The organism is Leisingera sp. NJS201 (assembly GCF_004535885.1).
GTDB lineage: Bacteria > Pseudomonadota > Alphaproteobacteria > Rhodobacterales > Rhodobacteraceae > Leisingera.
Map to the genome: position 1 here is coordinate 3,036,708 of NZ_CP038234.1, position 21,378 is coordinate 3,058,085.

16 protein-coding genes and 4 pseudogenes are annotated in these 21,378 nt (G+C 61.5%); 10 read left to right on the forward strand and 10 right to left on the reverse strand.

Features of this window, described 5'->3' with window-relative positions; translation table 11 throughout:
- Positions 1-111 precede the first annotated feature (111 nt).
- The 3 genes and pseudogenes from ETW23_RS26080 to ETW23_RS14830 all read right to left on the reverse strand — a co-directional run.
- Positions 112-261: pseudogene (locus tag ETW23_RS26080) on the reverse strand (trimethylamine methyltransferase family protein); the annotation flags it as partial.
- Positions 197-559, reverse strand: a complete 363-nt coding sequence (locus tag ETW23_RS26085; RefSeq protein ID WP_254695212.1) for a trimethylamine methyltransferase family protein — start codon at positions 557-559, stop codon at positions 197-199. The gene ETW23_RS26085 and the pseudogene ETW23_RS26080, both read right to left, overlap by 65 nt.
- Positions 465-1,484: pseudogene (locus ETW23_RS14830) on the reverse strand (trimethylamine methyltransferase family protein). Before ETW23_RS14830 ends, ETW23_RS26085 begins: the two are co-directional and overlap by 95 nt.
- A 23-nt stretch (positions 1,485-1,507) precedes the next feature.
- Between ETW23_RS14830 and ETW23_RS14835 the strand changes: the two are divergent.
- The gene (locus ETW23_RS14835; protein WP_134831333.1) at positions 1,508-2,323 is read left to right on the forward strand and encodes a LysR substrate-binding domain-containing protein; all 816 of its coding nucleotides are present in this window, start codon (positions 1,508-1,510) and stop codon (positions 2,321-2,323) included.
- Between the two features lie 9 nt (positions 2,324-2,332).
- Here ETW23_RS14835 and ETW23_RS14840 read toward each other — a convergent pair whose 3' ends face one another.
- Entirely contained in the window at positions 2,333-3,001 is a 669-nt protein-coding gene (locus tag ETW23_RS14840; RefSeq protein ID WP_129371890.1) for a GntR family transcriptional regulator, read from the reverse strand.
- A 101-nt stretch (positions 3,002-3,102) separates the two neighbouring features.
- On the reverse strand, positions 3,103-3,717 hold the full coding sequence (locus ETW23_RS14845; RefSeq protein ID WP_129371891.1) for a helix-turn-helix domain-containing protein: 615 nt from the start codon (positions 3,715-3,717) through the stop codon (positions 3,103-3,105).
- Between the two features lie 173 nt (positions 3,718-3,890).
- On the opposite strand from ETW23_RS14845, the pseudogene lpdA reads away from it, so the two are divergent.
- The 8 genes and pseudogenes from lpdA to ETW23_RS14885 all read left to right on the forward strand — a co-directional run bounded on the left by lpdA (position 3,891) and on the right by ETW23_RS14885 (position 13,724).
- Positions 3,891-5,272, forward strand: a pseudogene (gene lpdA / locus ETW23_RS14850) (dihydrolipoyl dehydrogenase).
- 18 nt (positions 5,273-5,290) lie between these two features.
- Complete coding sequence (gene lipA, locus ETW23_RS14855; protein ID WP_134830446.1) at positions 5,291-6,235, forward strand: lipoyl synthase; 945 nt, start codon at positions 5,291-5,293, stop codon at positions 6,233-6,235.
- 25 nt (positions 6,236-6,260) lie between these two features.
- Positions 6,261-7,676: a sodium:alanine symporter family protein gene (locus tag ETW23_RS14860; RefSeq protein WP_129371894.1), complete on the forward strand. Its 1,416-nt coding sequence runs from the start codon at positions 6,261-6,263 to the stop codon at positions 7,674-7,676.
- A gap of 70 nt (positions 7,677-7,746) precedes the next feature.
- Positions 7,747-8,160: a universal stress protein gene (locus tag ETW23_RS14865; RefSeq protein WP_134830447.1), complete on the forward strand. Its 414-nt coding sequence runs from the start codon at positions 7,747-7,749 to the stop codon at positions 8,158-8,160.
- A gap of 23 nt (positions 8,161-8,183) precedes the next feature.
- Positions 8,184-9,281, forward strand: a complete 1,098-nt coding sequence (gcvT, locus tag ETW23_RS14870) for a glycine cleavage system aminomethyltransferase GcvT (protein WP_134830448.1) — start codon at positions 8,184-8,186, stop codon at positions 9,279-9,281.
- Between the two features lie 21 nt (positions 9,282-9,302).
- The gene (gene gcvH / locus ETW23_RS14875) at positions 9,303-9,668 is read left to right on the forward strand and encodes a glycine cleavage system protein GcvH (RefSeq protein ID WP_129371897.1); all 366 of its coding nucleotides are present in this window, start codon (positions 9,303-9,305) and stop codon (positions 9,666-9,668) included.
- Between the two features lie 118 nt (positions 9,669-9,786).
- Positions 9,787-12,645, forward strand: a complete 2,859-nt coding sequence (gene gcvP, locus ETW23_RS14880) for an aminomethyl-transferring glycine dehydrogenase (protein ID WP_134830449.1) — start codon at positions 9,787-9,789, stop codon at positions 12,643-12,645.
- A gap of 74 nt (positions 12,646-12,719) precedes the next feature.
- Entirely contained in the window at positions 12,720-13,724 is a 1,005-nt protein-coding gene (locus ETW23_RS14885; protein ID WP_247676721.1) for a helix-turn-helix domain-containing protein, read from the forward strand.
- Between the two features lie 66 nt (positions 13,725-13,790).
- On the opposite strand, the gene ETW23_RS14890 is transcribed toward ETW23_RS14885, so the two are convergent.
- The 4 genes from ETW23_RS14890 to ETW23_RS14905 all read right to left on the reverse strand — a co-directional run bounded on the left by ETW23_RS14890 (position 13,791) and on the right by ETW23_RS14905 (position 18,419).
- On the reverse strand, positions 13,791-15,041 hold the full coding sequence (locus ETW23_RS14890) for an ABC transporter permease (RefSeq protein WP_368075899.1): 1,251 nt from the start codon (positions 15,039-15,041) through the stop codon (positions 13,791-13,793).
- Entirely contained in the window at positions 14,932-15,999 is a 1,068-nt protein-coding gene (locus ETW23_RS14895; protein WP_134830451.1) for an ABC transporter permease, read from the reverse strand. The genes ETW23_RS14890 and ETW23_RS14895 overlap by 110 nt, the downstream gene beginning before the upstream one ends.
- A gap of 13 nt (positions 16,000-16,012) precedes the next feature.
- Complete coding sequence (locus ETW23_RS14900) at positions 16,013-17,125, reverse strand: ABC transporter ATP-binding protein (protein ID WP_129371901.1); 1,113 nt, start codon at positions 17,123-17,125, stop codon at positions 16,013-16,015.
- A 169-nt stretch (positions 17,126-17,294) separates the two neighbouring features.
- On the reverse strand, positions 17,295-18,419 hold the full coding sequence (locus ETW23_RS14905; RefSeq protein WP_129371902.1) for an extracellular solute-binding protein: 1,125 nt from the start codon (positions 18,417-18,419) through the stop codon (positions 17,295-17,297).
- 431 nt (positions 18,420-18,850) lie between these two features.
- Here ETW23_RS14905 and ETW23_RS14910 point away from each other — a divergent pair, with 431 nt between their 5' ends.
- Positions 18,851-19,825, forward strand: a complete 975-nt coding sequence (locus tag ETW23_RS14910) for a LysR family transcriptional regulator (RefSeq protein WP_134830452.1) — start codon at positions 18,851-18,853, stop codon at positions 19,823-19,825.
- Positions 19,826-19,837: 12 nt separating this feature from the next.
- Here the strand turns inward: ETW23_RS14910 and ETW23_RS14915 are convergent.
- Positions 19,838-21,354 (reverse strand): annotated as a pseudogene (locus ETW23_RS14915) (trimethylamine methyltransferase family protein).
- Positions 21,355-21,378 lie beyond the last annotated feature (24 nt).

Sequence of the window (21,378 nt, forward strand, 5' to 3'; positions counted from 1 at the left end):
GCGGGGAAGTGGCCGGCCAGCAGCTCCCGCGCCTTGTCCCTGGCCACCTCGCCAATCGCGCGCGCCCTGCTCTTCCCACTCCCGCGAGGTCTGGCGGTCACCCAGATGCGGATAGAAGTAATCGGATTTCATCCGGCTGAAGGTGTGGCGGTGGCCCAGATAATGGCCTTAGCCGCGGCAGACCTCAGCGATCACCTCAGCGCCGATGTTTTCCGCAATCACCTCCACCCCGCGCAGGGTCCGCAGAATGTTGCCGATCATGTCGTTGTCGACCACATAAGCCTCCAGCGACACGCCCAGAAGGCTTGCCTGCATGCCGTAGGCCTGCCTGCATGCCGTAGGCCTGGGTGATCAGGTTGGAACCGGTATGAGCGGCGGAAGACACGGCCAGGTTCTTCTCGCTGCCATACTGGGCATCCAGCGTCATGGAGCCGGTGATGCCGGCAATCGAGGTCACAGGCAGGTTATAGAACCGCCCCATCTGCGCGGTTGCTGCCATCAGGATCGCCTGTTCGCCGCCGCCTGCGCACATTGACCCGGTGCGCAGGTCGGAAATCAGCGGCTTTGCGCCATAGTCGCGGCGGCATTCGGGTCGACGAGCCGGGCAAACACCAGCCCGGCCAGGGTTTCCGCCACAGCCTACCCTGCACCAGCGAGCCCGCAATGGTTGCCGGGCTGGTGGCGCCTGCTTGGCCTGCCGAAATCAGCTGCACCGGGAAGCCTGCCAGAACCGCGGCCTCCAACGTGTCCAGCGCCTCCTCGGCAAAGCGCATCGGCGGCACCACGTGGCAGACCATCACCGTCAGGAAGGGACGCGCGCGAAAGGCCTCTTCGGATCCGGCCAGCGCATAGCACAGCTCCGCCAGCTGCTGCACATTTCCAGGTTCGGAAACCGACACCGATACATGTTTGGAGGTGCCCATCAGGCCGGCATAAGCGGTGTTCAGGTCCATATCCGCCACGTTCCCAACATCGCGGGCCACCACCGAGCGGCTGAAATGGTGAATGTTTTCCATCGCATCGCAAATGCGCGCCGCGTCATAGAGGTCTTTCAGCGTGCCATCCCGTTAGCGCCCGTCCTCAAGGTCAAAGATCCCGGGCGCGCCGCCGCCCGAGCTCATGTGGACGCGATGGCCGGACAGGTTCAGGTCATTGCGCGGATCCTGGCCAAATAGCACCACATCGCGGCGGGCTTCCTTGATGGTTTTCAGAACCAGCGCCCGTGGGAACAGCAGCCGCTTGTCTTGCGTGCAGCTGCCACCCGCAGCGCAGATTTTCGCGATCATCGAAGGTGTTGCCTGGCTCAGTCCCAGTGTCTCCAGCAGCAACAGTTCCGCCTCGCTGATCTTAGCCTCATCCGCATCGCTCAGGGGCCGGAACCGGCCGCCCTCAATACCGCCCCAGACCGGCGGGTTGTCTTCTGCCGTTGCGCTTTCGGCTTCGATCCGGGCTTCTCTGCCGCGGCGGCGCGCTCTTGCAGCCATTTTCTGCCCCGGGCGGAATTCCTTTGCAAATAGGCGTCTCACCCACCGCCGTCAGCCATCACATTCGCGGGCTGGAGGCCTATTTGAACACCCGGCTTTTCACCCGTGATGGCCGCCAGGTGCAGCTGACGGACGACGGCACGCGGCTGGCGGACGGCGCCTCGCAGGCATTCAGGATCCTGGAGGCCAAAGTGAACTCAGTGGCCCGCTGGCCCGAGAAAACCACGATCCGCATTGCCTTGGGCCCCAACTTTGCCACCCGCTGGCTGCTGCCCCGCTTTGCCGGTTTCTGTGCGGAATTCCCGGATATAGAACTGAAGCTGGTGCGGACCCCGCTGCAGGTCGCGCCGCAGAATGTGGACGCCGGCATCTTTATCACCTGGAGCGACGGGCGCTTTCCCGGCATGATTTCCGAACCATTGGTCAGCATACTGTCGGCCCCTGTGGCCAGCCCGGCGCTGCTGGAGCAGCTGGGGCATCCGCAGTCACCTGCCGGCCTGATGCGCTTTCCGCTGATCCACCAGCGCGACACCCTGGGCTGGAACGCCTGGTTCATGCAGGCGGGGGTCCGGCTGGACGGCCCGCTGCCCGGTCCGGTCATTGAGGACACAAATGTGGTGCTGCAGGCCGCTGCGTCCGGGCAGGGTATCGTAATGGGGTGGATTCCGCTGATCGACACCGATCTGCAAAGCGGAGTGCTGGTGCAGCTGTTCGATACAACCGTCAGCGAGAACCGCGCCTATTACCTGGTCCGGCCGGATGCAGGCCCGAATGAAGGTGTCACCAGCGCTATCAGCGGCTGGCTGCTTGCCCAGACACTCCCAGCACCGGCAGCCTGAGAACAGGTATCAGGACCGGGTCAAAACGGGAAAATGCGCCAGCAACGAGGTTTTGGCCGCTTGAACATGCGCTTTGGTCAGTTCTGCAGCACGAGTGGCATCGCCCTCTTCGCAGGCCGCTAGGATCGCGATATGCTCCCGCTCGGCACGCTCCATACCGTCGCTCATGACCAGCTGCGCACGGATGTAGCGGTCGATCCGGTCCATCGCGCTGCGGGCTGCTTCGCGAAAATAGGTCAGCGCACTGGCACTGTAGAGCGCGTCGTGGAACTCCCGGTTCAGAACACCCCACTCCATCGGGTTCTTGCAGCCGGCAAAGGCCTCGCAATGCAACCGCGCGCTGGCCAGAAGCTCCTGTGACATCCGCGGGACCGCATCACGGATGATCTCCGGCTCCAGCAGCGCGCGGAAATCAAATATCTCCGCCGCTTCATCCGCCGACAGCCCGGCGACAACCGCGCCCTTGAAGCGCTGTGTCTTAACCAGCCCGTATTCCTCCAGCCGCGAAATTGCCTCCCGCACCGGGATCCGGCTGGTATTGAAGCGGCGTGCGATTTCTTCTTGGCGGAGCGGTTCGCCCTCCTCCAGCCGGCCATCGATGATCGCACTGCGCAACGCCTCAAACACTGCAGCGGAAGCCGAAGCTGCTGTTGAGATATCAATCGGGTCCAGTTTCATCGCAATGCCTCTCCTTTCAGACAGATGTATGTGAACCTGCCCGTCCGGAAAAGCGGCTTAACCGTCAGCCCGGGCTTACGGACCTGCGGGCGGTTTCCCCGTCACACTTCGAGCGACACCCACAGCACCCTGGCATCTTCTTTGCTGACCGACACACAGCCGTGGCCCATACCGCTGTCATAATAGACTGAGTCCCCTGCCCCCATACGAAGCGGCCGGTAATGTTCCGTGTAAAGGATCAGTTCGCCGCTCAGCACAAACATGAATTCTTCGCCCTGGTGGCGGACCCAATTGTCGAACTCCGTCACGTCGCGTGCCTTGATGGTGCTGATATAGGGCACCATACGCTTGCTGGTCAGCTCGCTGCACAGCAGTTCATGATCATAGGTCGAAGTTTCCTTGTGCTCACCCAACCCGGTGCGGGTGAAATCCCGGCGCCCGGTGACGCCGCTTTGCCCGGACTGCACAAACAACTGCGGCGTTTCCAGTTCCAGCGTCTGCATCAGGCGGCGGATGATCTCGAAACTGGGCCGGGTCTGGTTGTTCTCGATCTTCGACAAGGTCGAGCGCCCGATGGCGGCAGCACGCGCTGCTTCCTCCAGTGTCAGCCCCTTTTCCTTGCGGGCGTCGCGAATCATTTTCCCCAGGACTTCGCCGTCCGGAGCCTCCATCGCCTCCGGGCCCAGCCCTGTTTCTTCTGAGGGAATTGGTTCCATTCGTGCAAATTCTCCTGTTCCGCAAACAGCTTAGCTTTGATGTATTCACGGGTCAAAATTTCCGTGGTGGAACTTTTTGTTTGCAATAGGGGAAAAGTTTCCTATAGGAGACGAAACGTCGTATACGGAAGCATACGTGACGGTCCTGAACCGCATTTCGGAGGAGAATCCACATGAGCGCATATGATCTGATTGTGATCGGGGCCGGTCCGGGCGGTTATGTCGCAGCAATCCGTGCTGCACAACTGGGTCTTAAGGTCGCCTGCGTCGAAGGCCGCGGATCGCTGGGCGGCACCTGCCTCAATGTTGGCTGCATCCCCTCCAAAGCGCTGCTGACCTCCTCCGGTAAGTATGCCGAACTGTCCCATCTGGCCGCGCATGGCATTGCCGTTGAGGGCGCCAGCCTGGATCTGGGCGCGCTGATGGCGCGCAAGGACAAGATTGTCGGCGACCTGACCAAGGGCATCGCCTTTCTGTTCAAGAAGAACGGTGTCGACCATATTGAAGGCTGGGCCAGCATTCCGGCCCCAGGCCAGGTGCAGGTTGGCAGCGACACTTACACAGCAAAGAACACCCTGATTGCCACTGGTTCGGAGCCCAGCCCCCTCCCCGGCGTGGACATCGACGAGGTGGACGTGCTGAGCAGCACCGGTGCGCTGGCGCTTGAAGCTGCGCCAGAGCACCTGGTGGTGATCGGCGCCGGCGTGATCGGGCTTGAACTCGGTCAGGTCTGGTCACGTCTCGGATCCAAGGTGACGGTTGTGGAATACCTTGACCGTATCTTGCCCGGCATCGACGGCGAGATCGCCAAGCTGTCCCAGCGGGCGCTGTCCAAGCGCGGGCTGAAGTTCCAGCTGGGCCGCGCGCTGAAGGCCATTGACAAGGGTGAGACCGGCCTGACCCTGACCCTGGACCGTGTCGGCAAGGACAAGGAAGAGCAGATCGAGGCCGACAAGGTGCTGATCGCCATCGGCCGCCGCCCGGTGACCCGCGGTCTGGGTCTTGAAAACCTCGGTGTCTCGATCAACGCCCGCGGCTTTATCGAGGTGGATGAAACGTTCCAGACCTCAGTGCCCGGCATCTTTGCCATCGGCGACTGCGTGCCCGGCCCGATGCTGGCCCACAAGGCTGAGGAAGACGGTGTTGCCTGTGTCGAACTATTGGCCGGCGAGCACGGCCATGTGGATTACAACACCGTCCCCGGCGTTGTGTACACCGACCCCGAAGTTGCCTCGGTCGGTCTGACCGAAGAAGCGCTGAAAGAGGCCGGTGTCGAATACATCACTGGCAAGTTTGCCTTTATGGCCAACTCCCGCGCGCGTTCCACCGGCGATACCGACGGCGCCGTCAAAGTTCTGGCAACGCCCGGGGCAAGATCCTTGGCGCCCATATCTGCGGCGCGCATGGCGGTGATTTAATTGCCGAATTGGTGCTTGCGATGACAAAAGGTGCTACTATCGAGGAGGTTGCACGGACTTGCCATGCGCATCCTGCGATGGGTGAGGCGGTGAAAGAAGCCTGCCTTGACGCACTTGGCCGTGCCATCCACGCCTGACCTGGAGGGATATGCGAGATGACGATCCAGCTAAGACCCCGCCACCCGGAAAAGGCCCATAAGACCGACAGCGCTATCCCGCGAAAGCCCCAGTGGATCCGCAAGAAAAAGATCGAAAGCGCCGAGTATTACGAGACCCGCAAACTGATGCGGGAGCATGAGCTGGCCACTGTCTGCGAAGAGGCCGCCTGCCCCAATATCGGCGACTGCTGGTCCAAGCGTCACGCCACCATGATGATCATGGGCGAGGTCTGCACCCGCGGCTGTTCCTTCTGCAATGTGACCACCGGCAGGCCGGACACACTGGACGCGTTTGAGCCGGGCCGGGTGGCGGCTGCGGTCAAAAAACTGGGCCTGCGCCATGTTGTGATTACTTCCGTTGACCGGGACGACCTGGCGGACGGCGGTGCCGGACACATCGCCCAGACCATCCGTGCCACCCGCCATCAGAACCCCGGCACCACAATCGAGGTGCTGACCCCGGATTTCCTGGGCAAAGGTGCGGCGGCTGATGCGGTGTTTGAAGCTGCCCCGGACGTTTTCAACCACAACCTGGAAACCGTGCCGCGCCTCTACCCGCGTGTGCGTCCCGGTGCGCGCTACTACACCTCGCTGCGGCTGCTGGACGACGCCAAACGCGCCAACCCGCAGCTGTTCACCAAGTCGGGCATCATGGTCGGCCTTGGCGAGACCCTGGAGGATGTGCGCCAGGTGATGGACGATCTGCGTGCGGCACAGGTCGATTTCCTGACCGTGGGCCAGTACCTGCAGCCCACCGCCAAACACCACCCGATCGACCGTTTCTGGTCGCCGGAAGAATTCGCGCAGCTGGAACAAATTGCCCGGTCCAAGGGCTTTCTTCACGTGTCGGCCACGCCGCTGACCCGTTCATCGTTCCACGCGGATGAAGATTTTGCCGCCCTGAAAGAGGCCCGTCAGATGGCCTTGGCAAAGGGTATTTAACTAAAACGCAATCGGGAGGAGACCCATGGAAGCGTTAAACTCAGTAGTCGGCTGGCTAAATGGTGTTGTGTGGGGCGTACCCATGCTCGTCATGATACTCGGCGTCGGCTTTTTCCTGCAGGTAGGCCTGAAGTTCATGCCAATCCTGAAAATCGGCACCGGCTTCAGCCTGCTGTTCAAAGGCCGTGAAGGCCAAGGCGAAGGCCAGATCAGCCCGTTCAACGCGCTGATGACCTCACTGTCGGCCACCATCGGTACCGGCAACATCGCCGGTGTTGCCACCGCGGTGTTCCTGGGCGGCCCCGGCGCGCTTTTCTGGATGTGGATGACCGCTCTGGTCGGCATGGCCACCAAATACGCCGAAGCTGTCTGCGCGGTGAAATACCGTGAAAAAGACGAGCTGGGCAATTTCGTCGGCGGCCCGATGTACTACATCAAAAACGGCCTCGGCGCGAAATGGGCCTGGCTGGGCGTTGCGTTCGCATTGTTCGGCGGTGTGGCTGCTTTCGGCATCGGCAACGGTGTGCAGGCCAATGGTGTGGCCCAGGTTCTGGAAACGAACTTTGGTGTGAACACCTCGGTCACCGGCGTGATCCTGATGGTTCTGACCGCAGCCGTTATCCTGGGCGGCATCACCCGCATCGGTGCGGTTGCCGGCAAACTGGTTCCATTCATGGCGATTGCATACATCATTGCAGGCCTGTTGGTTCTGCTGCTGAATGCTGGTGCAATCGGCAATGCGATCAGCCAAGTCTTTACCTATGCCTTTACACCCTGGGCCGCAAAAGGCGGCGCAGCAGGCGCGGCTGTCTGGCTGGCGATCCGCTTTGGCGTGGCTCGCGGCGTTTTCTCGAACGAAGCGGGCCTCGGCTCGGCTCCGATCGCCCACGCGGCGGCTGAGACCAAAGGTCCAGTTAACCAGGGCCTGATCGCGATGCTGGGAACCTTCATCGACACCATCATCGTGTGCTCGATCACCGGTTTGGCGATTATCGCTTCTGGCGCGCTCGACGCATCTGTGGCTGATTTCCTGGCCAACGGTGAAACTGAAGGGTTCAAGGCCATTTCCGGTGCGGCACTGACCTCGCTGGCATTCGAAACCACCTTGCCCGGCATCGGCGGCTCACTGATTGCAGTCGCCCTGTCGATCTTTGCCTTCACCACCATTCTGGGCTGGTCCTTCTACGGCGAGAAATGCATCGAATTCCTGCTGGGTGTGAAGTCGCTGATCCCCTACCGTGTCCTGTGGATCGTCATGATCTACTTCGGCGCAACTGCTGATCTGGGCTTCATCTGGCTGCTGGCGGATACGCTGAACGCCATGATGGCCATTCCTAACCTGATCGCCCTGGCCCTGCTGAGCCCGATCGTCTTCAAACTGACGAAAGAGTTCTTTGCCACCGGCGGCAAGTCGGAAGAAGCCGGCACAGCCGCCAAGTAACCGACCTCTTTGGGGGGCTGTAACGGCCCCCGACCCCTTGCACTCATTTTACCACCTGAGGTGATGACAGATGGCCACGAAAATCCTGCTGACACTTGATCACAACGATGACCGGTCCTGGAAAAAGGCGCTTCCGCTTGCTTTGGAGCAGGCCAAGTTCTACGGCGCGGAGCTGCACGCTGTTTCGGTCATCCCCGAGATCATTCAACTGCCCAACCTGCCCGCCAACTATGGCGCCGGCGCCAAGGACCATGTGCGCAAGGCCGTGCAGGCGATCCTGGACAACGCCAGCGCTTCCGATGTGCCGGTGCATATCGAAGAAGGCAGCGTTTACCGCGAAATTCTCAAGCTTGCCCACAAAGAAGGCTTTGACATGATTGTCATGGCATCGGCCAAGGGCGACTTCCCGAACTATGAAATCGGCCCGAACCTGGCACGTGTCGTGCGCAACGCGCATTGCACCGTTATGGTTGTCCGTGACTGACCCCGTTTGAAAGGCTCAAGACTATGACCGACGCACCCAAACGCACCCCGCTTTATGACCTGCACGTCGAGCTTGGCGGCAAGATCGTCGATTTTGCCGGCTGGGAAATGCCGGTGCAGTATCCCATGGGCATCATGGGCGAACACAAGCAGTGCCGCGAGAAAGCCGCTCTGTTTGACGTCTCCCACATGGGTCAGGTGATTCTGCGCGGCGACAATGTGGGCGAGAAGCTGGAAACGCTCTGCCCGCAGGCCTTTGCCATCCTGAAGGAAGGCAAGGCCCGCTACGGCTTCTTCACCAACGAGGACGGCGGCATCATGGACGATCTGATCGTCTCCAACGCCGGTGACCACTACTTTGTTGTGGTGAACGCGGCGCTGCGCCACCAGGACATCCCGCATATGCAGGCAAACCTGGACGGCGTCGAAGTCACCGAGATCTTCGACCGCGCATTGGTTGCCGTCCAAGGCCCCAAGGCCGAGGATGTTGTGGGCGAATTGTGCCCTGCCGCCCGTGAGCTGAAGTTCATGGAAACCGTCCTGGCCGATATCGGCGGTGTAGAATGCCGCATCTCGCGCCTCGGCTACACCGGCGAGGACGGCTACGAGATTTCGATCCCGGACGCGGACGCAATCCGTGTGTCCAAACTGTTCCTGGCCCATGACGACTGCGAGCCCGCAGGCCTTGGCGCCCGCGACAGCCTGCGCCTTGAGGCCGGTCTGTGCCTCTATGGCAACGACATCGACCAGTCGACCTCCCCGATCGAGGCCTCGCTGAACTGGGCCATCCAAAAGCGCCGCCGCGAAGAAGGCGGCTTCCCCGGTGCCGCCCGCATCCAGAAAGAACTGGCCGAAGGCACGGCCAAAAAGCTGGTCGGCATCAAGCCCGAAGGCCGGGCACCGGCCCGCCAAGGCGTGGAAGTCCAGAGCGAAGGCGGCGATACTCTTGGTGCCATCACCTCGGGCAGCTTCGGCCCCACCGTCGGCGGCCCGGTTGCCATGGGCTATGTTGCGACAGATCATAGCGCAGCAGGCACCAAGGTGAACCTCATCATCCGCGGCAAGGCACAGCCGGCTGAAATCACCGCCCTGCCCTTCGTCACACAGAACTACAAACGCTAAGACATCATCAGGAGAGTCAAAATGGCCACCTATTATTCCGAAGACCATGAATGGATCACCGTTGAAGGCGATGTGGCAACCCTGGGCATCACCCAGCACGCCGCCGATCAGCTGGGCGAAGTTGTCTTTGTCGAGCAGCGCGAAACCGGCGACGAGTTCGAAAAAGGCGGCGAAATCGGCGTGATCGAGTCGGTGAAAGCAGCCTCCGAAATCTACGCACCGCTGGACGGTGAAGTGGTCGAGGTGAACGAAACCCTGGCCGACAACCCCGGCGCCCTGAACGAAAGCCCGGAAGGCGACGCCTGGATTTACAAGATCAAGCTGTCGGACGCGTCCCAGCTGGACGATCTGATGGATCTGGACGGCTACAAGGCCCTGATTGGCTGAACCTGTCTGCGGATCCGCTGCCGTTTGCGCGGATCCGCCCCTTCTTCTGGCTGAAAATATCCCCGCCGGAGGCTCCCGTGCTTCCGGCCGGACGTGACCCTTTCAAAGGAACGCTGCAATGGCCTTCAAACTTACCGATTACGAAGCCTATGACTTTGCCAACCGGCGCCACATCGGCCCGTCTCCGCAAGAGATGGCCGACATGCTGCAGGTGATCGGCTTTAAAACCCTGGACGAGCTGATCGACGCCACCGTGCCGCCCGCCATCCGCCAGAAAGAGGCGCTGGACTGGGGCCCGGCGATGACCGAACGCGATGCGCTCTTCCACATGAAAGAAGTGGCCTCCAAGAACAAGGTTCTGACCACGCTGATCGGTCAGGGCTATTACGGCACCACCACCCCGGCGCCGATCCTGCGCAACATCCTGGAAAACCCGGCCTGGTACACCGCCTATACGCCCTATCAGCCGGAAATTTCCCAGGGCCGTCTCGAGGCGCTCTTGAACTTCCAGACCATGGTCAGCGACCTGACCGGCCTGGACATCGCCAACGCCTCGCTGCTGGACGAAGCAACCGCCGCGGCTGAGGCCATGTCGATGGCACACCGCGGTTCGCGCTCCAAAGCCAACAACGCCGCCTTCTTCGTCGACAAGAACTGCCACCCGCAGACCGTCGCCGTGATCCAGACCCGCGCCGAGCCTCTGGGCATCGACGTGGTGGTAGCCGATCCCGACGATCTGGATCCGGGCGCGGTCTTCGGCGCCATCTTCCAGTACCCCGGCACCTACGGCCATGTGCGCGACTTCACATCGGAAATCGAAGCCATCCACGCGCACAAGGGCATCGCCGTTGTCGCCGCCGACATCCTGTCGCTGGCACTGCTGAAATCGCCCGGTGAAATGGGGGCTGATATCGCCATCGGCTCGACCCAGCGTTTTGGCGTTCCGATGGGTTATGGCGGCCCGCACGCGGCCTATATGGCGACCACCGACAAGCTGAAGCGCGCCATGCCCGGCCGCATCATCGGTGTGTCCGTCGATGCCCGCGGCAACAAGGCCTACCGCCTGGCGCTGCAAACCCGCGAACAGCACATCCGCCGCGAAAAGGCCAACTCGAACGTCTGTACCGCACAGGCGCTACTGGCTGTTATCGCGTCGATGTATGCGGTCTACCACGGCCCCGACGGCATCAAGGCGATTGCTCAGTCGGTGCACCGCAAGACCTCGCGCCTGGCCGCCGGCCTGGAGGAGAACGGTTTCAAGGTTGAGCCGGAAGTCTTCTTCGACACCATCACTGTCGATGTTGGCCCGCTGCAAAAAACCGTCATGGAAGCGGCCGTTGCCCGCGGCGTCAACCTGCGCAAAGTGGGTGAAGACCGCATCGGCATCTCGCTGGACGAACAGACCCGCGCCGGGACCATCGAAGCCGTCTGGGCAGCCTTTGGCATCGACAAGAAAGACGATAGCGTCGCAAACCGCGCCTACCGTCTGCCCGACTATGCGCTGCGCGAAAGCGAGTATCTGACCCACCCGATCTTCCACAAGAACCGGGCCGAAGCAGAAATCACCCGCTACATGCGCCGTCTGGCCGACCGCGACCTGGCGTTGGACCGTGCGATGATCCCGCTCGGCTCCTGCACCATGAAGCTCAATGCGACCATCGAAATGATCCCGGTCACCTGGCCGGAATTCGGCAACCTGCACCCCTTCTGCCCCGAAGATCAGGCGCAGGGCTACCACCAGATGATCGACGATCTGAACGACAAACTGTGCCAGATCACCGGCTATGATGCGATCTCCCAGCAGCCGAACTCCGGTGCGCAGGGCGAATACGCGGGCCTTTTGACCATCCGCAACTACCATGCGTCGCGCGGCGAAGCGCACCGCAACATCTGCCTGATCCCAACCTCCGCACATGGCACCAACCCGGCGTCGGCGCAGATGGTTGGCTACAAGGTGATCCCTGTGAAAGCGGACGACAGCGGCAACATCGACGTCGCCGACTTCCGTGCCAAGGCCGAGCAGCACAGCGACAACCTTGCGGCTTGCATGATCACCTACCCGTCGACCCACGGCGTGTTTGAAGAAACCGTTCAGGACGTCTGCCAGATCACCCATGATCATGGCGGTCAGGTCTATATCGACGGCGCCAACATGAATGCCATGGTGGGCCTTGCCCAGCCGGGCAAGATCGGCGGCGACGTTTCGCACCTGAACCTGCACAAGACCTTCTGCATTCCGCACGGCGGCGGCGGCCCCGGCATGGGTCCGATCGGCGTCAAGGCGCATTTGACCGAGCACCTGCCGGGCCACCCGGAATACGGCACCGCAGTTGGTCCGGTTTCGGCGGCTCCGTTCGGCTCGCCTTCGATCCTGCCGGTCAGCTGGGCCTACTGTCTGCTGATGGGCGGTTCGGGCCTGACCCAGGCGACCAAGGTTGCGATCCTGAACGCCAACTACATCGCAGCGCGCCTCAAGGATGCCTACAAGATCCTCTACACCTCGGAAACGGGCCGTGTGGCGCATGAATGCATCCTGGACACCCGCCCATTGGCTGATGACGGCAACGTCACCGTCGACGACGTTGCCAAACGTCTGGTCGATTCGGGCTTCCACGCCCCGACCATGTCCTGGCCGGTGGCTGGCACGCTGATGGTGGAACCCACCGAATCCGAGCCTAAGGATGAGCTGGACCGCTTCTGCGACGCCATGCTGTCGATCCGCTCGGAGGCGCAGGACATCATCGACGGCAAGATCGATCCTGAAAACAACCCGCTGAAGCACGCACCGCACACGGTGCGCGACCTGGTGGGCGAATGGGACCGTCCCTACAGCCGCGAACAGGCCTGCTTCCCTCCGGGCAACCTTGGCGTCGACAAATACTGGCCGGCTGTGAACCGGGTGGACAACGCCTATGGCGACCGCCACCTGATCTGCACCTGCCCGCCAATGTCGGACTACGAAGAAAGCGAAGCCTGATCATTTCAGGCTCCGCGCCCTGCCGGCACCGCCCGGCAGGGCACCCCCGCATGACCCGCTCAGAGGAGAGAATGATGTCCCGTCTCGAACCGCTGACCGTGCCAGCTTCCCAGCACTCCGCTGACAGCGCGGCACTCGCCCGCTTCCACGACGTCGAAATCATCCTGCCGCAGGCCGAACCCCCTGCCGCGGCCCAGATGATTTGCGAAGTTTTCCGCGCCGCCAATGATCTTTTTCCGGACAGCGGCTACCGAACAGCCGTGCGCAACCTCAGCTCGCAAATGCGCGCCGTGCCCGCGGGGTGGAAACCGCAGACGGTCATTTTCCTGGGTGGTATCTCCAGCCGCTGGCCGCTCAATTCCGGAGAAAAGGCCAGCCTGCAGCGGATCTGCCGCCAGGCGCAACGCTGCCTGTTTGCCGGCAGCGCCATTTTCCTGCTGGCCGAGTCCGGTCTGCAGGCGGCATTCGAGACTGCGGTGCATTCAAATTTCGCCGCCGCCGCAGAGGAAGAGCAGCTGACCTGCGCCCCGGCAGGCACGCTGACTACCGCTGCTGGCCGCATCAACACTGCCGTCAGCAGCTTTGCCGCCCTGCGCCTGCTGGCCGGTTTCCTGCGCGCTGACCGCGGGCCGTTCATCGCCGATGCGGTCTGCGACTATCTCGGCCTGGCTTTTGGCCCGGCATCGGAACAATCCAGAATATCGCTGCAACTGCGCCAGACCGCCGGCGGCGACGCGCTGATCGTCAAGATCCTCGACCTGATGCAGCAGAACCTCGAAGAACCGCTGCTGATCCGCGACATTGCCCAGCAGGCCGGGGTCTCTCCGCGCAAGCTGGAGCGCCGCTTTCAGCAAAAAACCCGCACCAGCCCGCTGGCTGCCTATCGCAAGCTGCGGATTGAGAAGGCCCGTCAGCTGCTGCTGCACACCACCTTGCCGCTGGCCGAGATCGTCGCCGCCACCGGCTTTGGCTCGCGCAGCAACCTCACCGAATGGTTCAAGCGGGAATATAAAACCAGCCCGCTGGCTTTCCGCAAACAATACTACGCAGACAGCCACCCGGCAGGATCTGCCGCCTGATAACAAGCTGGATCATGCATGTAAAAAGGCGGCCCTAAAGCCGCCTTTTGTCTGTTTGGGCCAGGTTCAATTGCCTGATCCGCTGTCCTCGCCGTCATTTGAGAGGGCGCCGGGGTCAAAGACATTGCCGAAACCGGAGCTGTTGCCCTGCGGCTCCTGCTCGGCCTCTGCGCCATCCTCTTCGTCCCCCGACAGGCTGCCGGGCGCAAAGACGCCGCCAAAACCCGAGTTGTTGCCGGTGCCGGTGGCGGGTGCGGATTGGGCCGGGGCGCCGCCCTGCTCTTCCTGCTGCTGCTGGCGGCGCAGCTCACGCTGACGGCGCAGCTCCTGGATACGCTCTTCAGTCTCCAGGCGCTTTTTCTCCTGAATGTCAGCGATGCATTGCTGCGGGCTGTAAACTGTGGCCGTCCCCACCACTGCCACCGTTGCACAGGCCACAACCACCAGCGCCACCGCCGCAACATTGGAACTAAGGAACCCGGGCAGCCGCAGCTTGCCGCTTTCCAGTTCCTCCACCGTTGCCTTCTTACGGGCCGCTGCGACCAGTTCCTTGCGGCGGATGCCGGCCTCGTTCGCCAGCGCTGCAAACACCGTCAGCACCACGATGATAAAGGCCAGCGCCGAGATCGCCGGGGTGATGCCATAACGCACCTTCTGCGCCAGTTCGATGGTCAGCGTCGGGTATTCGCCGAAGGTGAAGGTGGTGGTGTTGTAGTTCTCGAAACTGGCCAGGAACGCCAGCACCGCGGCCGACGCGATGGCCGGCCGCATGAATGGCAGCAGCACCTTGCGGAAGGCCTGGGCATGGGTGGCGCCCAGATCCAGTGCCGCCTCGGTCAGCGCAATGTCGTAGCGCTGCAGGCGCGCCACCAAGACCAGCATGCAGTAGCTGGCGATGAAGGTCGACTGGCCGATGATGGTCAGGAACAGGCCGTTCGACAGCCAGCTGTCCGCGCCCAGCCCCAGCATCCGGTTGATCCGGTCCCAGAACACCAGGGTCGAGATACCAATGACCACGCCGGGGATCAGGATCGGCGCGATGATGATGGTGTAATAGGTCGCGCGCAGCTTAGGCCAGATCTGGGTCAGCATCAGCGCCCCTGCCAGCCCCATCGACACCGACAGCACAATCGTGCCCGCCCCCACCAGGACAGAGTTCCAGATCCCGTTCAAAATCCGTTCGTCCTGGAACAGGGCCGAGAACCATTCAAAAGTCAGGCACTCCCAGGGAGTCATCCGCGGAAACGAAGGCGAGTTGAAGGCAGTGGCCGACATGATCACCAGCGGCCCCAGCAGGTAGGCAAAGAAGATCGCCAGATAGACCCAGAGGCTTATGCGCATAAAGGAGAAGTTCTTCATTTGCCGATATCCCCATGTTGACCTTGAACAGCCGCATGATGGCCAGCACCAGCAGGATACAGGTGACCAGCAGCACCACCGCGTAAGCCGCGCCCTGCGGCCAGTCGGAGTTGTCATTGAACTGCTGATAGATCAGCTGGGTGAACCACAAGGAAGACGGTCCGCCAAGGATCTGCGGTGCCGCCAGTGCGCCTGCCGACAGCATGAACACCATGGTGCAGCCCGAGGAAATACCCGGTTTAGCGTAGGGAATGACCACCCGCTGGTGGATCTTGGTCCAACTGGCGCCCATATCCCGCGCCGCCTCGATCTGGTTGCGGTCCAGGCTTTCGATCACGTTGTAGATCGGGAAGATCATCAAGAGGATGTAGGCATAGCCCAAACCGGCATAGAGCGCGATGTCATTGCGGATAAAGTCAAACGGGGTGTCGAATACCCCCAGCCCCACCAGCATGTTATTAAGCACGCCGGTCTCGCCGAAGATGATGCGCAGCGCAAAGGCGCGCAGGATCTCGTTGATCCAGTAAGGGATGATCAGCATCAGCGCGAAGATGCGGATGTGATTGCCCTTGGTCTGGGCCAGATAATAGGCGATCGGGTAGCACAGGATCAGGTTGAAGATGGTGACGCAGACCGCTGCCACCAGGGTGCGGAAGAAGACATTGAGGTCGACAGCGTTGTAGCTCTGGCTGCCGCCTTCCGGTCCGAACACCAGATATTTGTAGTTTTCGACCGTATAGACGTCTTTGGGGCCGCCGATCTCTGGCGGCGGCAGGTTGGGACGGAATGAGAAGTCGAGCATCGACAGCTGCGGCAGAATAATCAGGCCGATGGTCCAGAACAGGACCAGGCCCAGCATCAGACTGCCCATGCCGAAACCGTTGCGTTTGAAGAACTCCCTCAGGAAGCTTGGCATGACATGGGCCTCCTCATTCCGCGGCCAGCTCACCGGCGGGAACACAGACGGCGTTTTTCGTCTCGTATTCCAGGGTGATGTTTTGGCCGGTGTGGTCATCAAAGGACTGACCCAGGTTGGGGATCGAGACCTTCAGCTCCTTGCCGCCGTCGCCTTCCATGAAGATGTTGAAGCTATTGCCCTCGAACTCCTCGTGGTTGACACGTGCGGTCACGAAATGGTCGCCCGCCGCGCCCTGGGATGCCAGCGCAAAGGCCTCGGGACGGATGAACATCATCGCCTCGTCGCCTTCTTTCATGCGGCCCTGGTTAGCGGTGGAAACCCGCGCCACCAGATCGCCTGACCGGTTGGTGGCGATCAAGGCCTCGTCGCCCATCACCCGCTTCACCTTGCCGCGGAAGACGTTGTTTTCGCCCACAAAAGACGCCGCAAAGGCGGTGGCCGGATCGTTGTAGATAGTTTTGCCATCACCGATCTGGTCAATCACCCCCGCCTTCATCACCGCGATGTTGTCGGACATGGTCAGCGCCTCGCCCTGATCGTGGGTGATGTAGATAAAGGTGATGCCGACCCGCTGCTGAATCTCGCGCAGCTCGGTGCGCATGTGCTGGCGCAGCTTCAGGTCCAGCGCCGACAGCGGTTCATCAAGCAGCAGCACATCGGGTTCGGCGCACAAGGCGCGCGCAATGGCCACCCGCTGACGCTGGCCGCCAGACAGTTCGGACGGCAGTTTGTCGCCCTGTCCCGGCAGCGCGATCATGTCCAAAAGCTCATCCGCGCGCTTGCGCCGCTCCCTGGCCGAGGCGCCCTTGATCTCCATGGAAAACGTGATGTTCTCCCAGACCTTCATCAGCGGAAACAGCGCCAGATTCTGAAAGATCAGCGCGGTCGGGCGCTTGTTCGGCCCGATCCCCTTCATGTTATTGCCGCCAATCAGCACCCGGCCCTCGCTTGGCTCAAGAAAGCCTGAGACCGCCCGCAGGATGGTGGTTTTGCCGCAGCCCGAGGGCCCCAGAAAGGAGAAAAAATCCCCTCCATTGATGTTCACATTGGCATCGCGCACGGCGACAAAGTCACCGAACCGGATCCAAAGATTCTCGAGATCAACGCCGACCCCAGCACTCATTTGGCTTCTCCCCAGGGTGCAGATCCCCATTCCGGTGGCGCTCCACCGGCCCCGCAAGACCTGCTTCCCTTGTATTGTTGTTGATTGCGCCGTCCCGGCTGGCTGCCAGCGGCACGAAACCGGCCCCCGGGATAGATCTCCCGGAGGCCCGCATGATCAGGCGCTTCGCTTAGGCGCTTTTGAACTTGTTGACGAATTCGGTCCGCACGTCCGCATACCACGGCGCCTCGGCCGGCCATGGGTTCAGATTGGCCAGCGAGTTGCCCGGATAGGCTTCGGCAAAGTTCTTTTTGTAGACATCGCCCGAGTGGCTGTCGGCGCCCAGAACCGGCGAGTTGTAGCCATGGCTGTCGATTGCCTTGCCTGCCGGCTCCTGCTCGTAAGCGTAGGATACAAAGGCATAAACCTGCTCTTCGTTTTTGGCGCCAACCGGCATCGAGATGCCGTCGACCCAAGCCATCGAGCCTTCGACCGGTGCCTGATAGTGCACAGGTTCGCCAGCAGACTTAAGCGCCAGCGGCGGGCCGTCCCAGGTCTGGCCGACCACCACGCCCTCGTTCAACAGGCCGTTCTTTTGGGTGTCCGCATCGTTCCAGATCAGTTTGATCCGGTTCTTGCGCGCCACGCACCAATCGGTGACCTGGCCCCAGACCTTACGCATGGTTTCCTCGTCGTCGTACGCCGCCCAGATCGAGCCTGGCTCCATCTCGCCCGAGGCTTCCATGTAAAGACCAGCGCCCAGCATCATCGAATGCGCCCGGCCCATGGTCTTGCCGGCATTTTCTTCCGACCAGACATCGCCATAAGACGGTGCGTCACCGGCCGGCAGCCATTTGTCGGTACGGTAGGCAATGCCTTCGGTGCCCCAGATATGCGGCAGCCAATGCACGCCCGAACCGCCAAAGTTCCAGGCGTCGGTGCCGATCTTGGCCATCGCAGGGTTCACCGCGTCAATGTTGACCTTGTTCATGTCGAACGGCTTTAGCAGTTCCAGCGGCCCCCACTGCAGCGAGCGGTTGTTGGTCGGCGAAACGATGTCGAAACCCTGGCCCTTGGTGGCCTTCATCTTGTTGATGATTTCTTCGTTGGAACCGATACCGGTGTAATTCACCTTGATGCCGGTCTTGGCCTCGAAACCCGCGATGAATTCGGGCGGCAGATAGTCCGACCACATCAGAATGTTCACTTCGCCGGAAGACGCCAGCGCGCTTTTTGAGTAAAGCGGCGCCGCCAGTGCCGCAGCGCCCGCGCTTTTCAGCACCGTGCGGCGGCTGATTGAAGTCTTTGCTGTCATATCCAGTTATCTCCCTTTGGACTGTTGTTTGTTGTTCTTATTGTTTCAACCGTGAAACCTTGCGGAGTCATACGCCCCGCCTACAGTGACAGTTTCCAAAACTGATAAGGCCAGAGTTTTCGCAATCCGGCTTTGCATAACGCCAGTTTCGGTGCAGTTAAATATCCTCCACGACAATGCATCGGCTGAAAAACCATCGCTGTGGCTGCAGTGTGCGCCCGTCGGCGCGAGGCGTCAATGTTCATAAACCCTTTACAAGGCAGCGGCATTTTCCGCGCAGGCGCAGGAAGCAGCTGCGCAAGGAGCGGATTGCCTGCGTAACAGCCCAACCGCATCCGGCCCGGCCATGGTGTCCAGCTTATTGGCAAGAATTGGCGAAAATCTAAAAAACCCCTCATGACGCAGCCGCGCAATTGTGGGAGACATATCCGATGCCCAGCCACTCCGCCCGCAAAGATCTGAGCCTGAAAGGGCTGGAACTGTTCCAGATCACCGCCCGCAAAGGGTCTTTGCAGGACGTGTCCGACGAGACCGGCCTGTCAGTCAGCACCATTTCGCACCACCTGCGCAATCTTGAGGATCATCTGGGTGTGGAGCTGTTCAACCACAGCCGCCGCCCCATGGTCCTGACACCCAAAGGCCAGGTTTTCCTGCGCAGCATCGGCGATGCGCTGCACACGATCCGCAAGGCCAAGGCGGAGGCTTCGGCCGGGAACATTTCCGAGGCCAGCTATCTTAGGCTTGGCACGATCGAGGATTTTGACAGCGACATCATCCCTGAACTGGCCGTATTCCTGTCCACCAGCATGCCGCGCTGCGATTTCATGTATCAGACCGATTCAAGCCATGCGATCCTGGCCATGCTGCGTGACCGGCAGCTGGATCTGGGCATCACCACCACCCCGTCTGAGCGATTGCGCGATCTGCAGGACAGGCCGCTGCTGCGCGATCCCTTTGTTGCGGTGCTGCCCAAATCAGACGAACCCATGCTGCAGGAGGTTATCGAAGGCCGCAGCACGCTGCCCTTCCTGCGCTTTGCCAGCAACCAGATCATTTCCCGCCAGATCGAAACCCAGCTGCGGCGGATGGGCCTGTCGCTGCCGCACCGGTTCGAATGCGCCAGCAATCAGACACTGATGGCCATGGTGGCAGCGGGTGCCGGTTGGACGATCACCACGCCGCTGCTGTTTTCCCGCGCCAAACTGTTCCAGCCCAAACTGCAAATGGTCGCTTTTCCGGGCAAAAGCTTCTCGCGCACATTGGCCATTGTTTCGACGCCGGATTGCTCGCGCTCGATCCTTGATCTGGTCGACAGCCGGATGCGCACATTGATTGCTGATCACGCGATAAAGCCCTTCCAGCAAAGCGCGCCCTGGCTTGCGGACAGCTTCACCCTGATCTCTTGACCGCCCCGCACCTCAATAGATCTTGAACCGCGCCCGGATCTCCCGGTCCTGCTCTGCGGTCAGATACGCGGGCTGATGGGTCCGCAATATTTTCCGCGCCAGCACCCGCGCCTGTGCCCAGGCATCCAATCCGCCTTTTTCCGCCCAGGTGCGCGGCTCGTCCCGGTCCGCAATCGCCGGATAGAAATAATCCCGCTCCATCGCCGCCAAAGTATGCTGGCCGCCCAGGAAGTGCCCCTCGCCCAGCACCGCCGCGCAGATCGCCTCGAACCCGAGGTTCTCCTCGCTCACCTCAATTCCGCGCAGGGCGCGGTAGGTGTGGGAATGCATCTCGTCATCCAGCACGAAGCCTTCAAAACTTACCCCCAGAAGGGATGCCGTCATGCCCGAGCTTTCATAGATCAGATTGCCCCTGCCAGCGCTGCCGCCAGCGAAGTCAGCCCCTTCTCAGCCCCGTATTGCGCGTCAATCGCCTTGGCGTCGGTCATAGAGCATGCCACGCCAGAGGGCAGCCCCAGCCAGTTCGACAGCTGCGCCGAGGCCGCATTCAGCACCGCCGTCTCGCCGCTGCCGCCAGAAAACGCGCCTGTGCGCAGGTCAATCACCAAAGGCCAGTTGGAGAACACCATCGGGAAACCCGGCTGGATCGCATGGACCATCACCAGGCTGGCCAGGGTCTCGGCCAGTGATTGCGCCAGAAACCCCGCCAATGTGGCGGGTGCCGTTGCCCCGGCCTGGGCCGCAGTGATGCAGGACATTGGAATGTTGTGCCTGATACATTCATAGACAACGTCCACCGCATCCTCGCCATACCGCATAGGAGAGATGACCGGGCTGATATGTGCCTTGACGAAGGGACGTTTAGAGAACTCCCCCGGACCGCCTGCGGCGATATCCAGCATCTCCACAATCGGTGCCACATGCTCAGCCAGTGTAAACGACGTCGCCACCGGTTTGGTGGTGTTCTTCAGCAGCGCATAGACCGTGTTCACGTCCAGGTCGTAATTATCCGGCACATCTGTCGCCACGCAACAGCGGGTGAACCAGCTGACATTGGCCAGGGTATCCTGCAGCCTGGTAAAGTCATGCAGGTCGGTCAGCGTCGAAGGCCGGTACACCCCGCTTTCCATATCCAGCGTCTGCACAGCCGCGCCGCCGGTGCCGAAATGCACCGCATTGCCGCCCACCGTGATTGAGCGGCTGTCATCGCGCCCATGCAGGACAAAGGTTTTGGCCGCCTGATCAATCGCCTGCTCCACCAGTTGCGGCGGCAACAATACCCGCCCGGAACCGTTGTCCTGCGCCCCTGCCGCCAGCAGATCGGCGTGCAGCCGGGGCGGAACTTCCCCCATGCCAAGCTTGGCCAGCAATTCCAGTGAAATGGAGTAAACCCGTTCCAGTTCCTCAGGGGGCAGCGGTTTATAGGCCCCGCCGATCTGGCCCGGCGGACAGGGATCCACGGCAGGCTTTGCCGCCCTCTGCGCCAAACGCTCCTGGCGCCCGCCCCGTTTGGCTCGCTGCTCTGCCATTCTTGTGACCTCCTGAGGTAAATC

What these genes read in the sequence shown, in the direction of transcription:
- gcvP (WP_134830449.1), top strand. Translation starts at nt 9,787, where the DNA reads ATGGCCTTCAAACTTACCGATTACGAAGCCTATGACTTTGCCAACCGG.
- ETW23_RS14845 (WP_129371891.1), bottom strand. Translation starts at nt 3,717, where the DNA reads ATGGAACCAATTCCCTCAGAAGAAACAGGGCTGGGCCCGGAGGCGATG.
- gcvT (WP_134830448.1), top strand. Translation starts at nt 8,184, where the DNA reads ATGACCGACGCACCCAAACGCACCCCGCTTTATGACCTGCACGTCGAG.
- ETW23_RS14885 (WP_247676721.1), top strand. Translation starts at nt 12,720, where the DNA reads ATGTCCCGTCTCGAACCGCTGACCGTGCCAGCTTCCCAGCACTCCGCT.
- ETW23_RS14895 (WP_134830451.1), bottom strand. Translation starts at nt 15,999, where the DNA reads ATGCCAAGCTTCCTGAGGGAGTTCTTCAAACGCAACGGTTTCGGCATG.
- ETW23_RS14840 (WP_129371890.1), bottom strand. Translation starts at nt 3,001, where the DNA reads ATGAAACTGGACCCGATTGATATCTCAACAGCAGCTTCGGCTTCCGCT.
- lipA (WP_134830446.1), top strand. Translation starts at nt 5,291, where the DNA reads ATGACGATCCAGCTAAGACCCCGCCACCCGGAAAAGGCCCATAAGACC.
- ETW23_RS14910 (WP_134830452.1), top strand. Translation starts at nt 18,851, where the DNA reads ATGCCCAGCCACTCCGCCCGCAAAGATCTGAGCCTGAAAGGGCTGGAA.
- gcvH (WP_129371897.1), top strand. Translation starts at nt 9,303, where the DNA reads ATGGCCACCTATTATTCCGAAGACCATGAATGGATCACCGTTGAAGGC.
- ETW23_RS14865 (WP_134830447.1), top strand. Translation starts at nt 7,747, where the DNA reads ATGGCCACGAAAATCCTGCTGACACTTGATCACAACGATGACCGGTCC.
- ETW23_RS14860 (WP_129371894.1), top strand. Translation starts at nt 6,261, where the DNA reads ATGGAAGCGTTAAACTCAGTAGTCGGCTGGCTAAATGGTGTTGTGTGG.
- ETW23_RS14905 (WP_129371902.1), bottom strand. Translation starts at nt 18,419, where the DNA reads ATGACAGCAAAGACTTCAATCAGCCGCCGCACGGTGCTGAAAAGCGCG.
- ETW23_RS14900 (WP_129371901.1), bottom strand. Translation starts at nt 17,125, where the DNA reads ATGAGTGCTGGGGTCGGCGTTGATCTCGAGAATCTTTGGATCCGGTTC.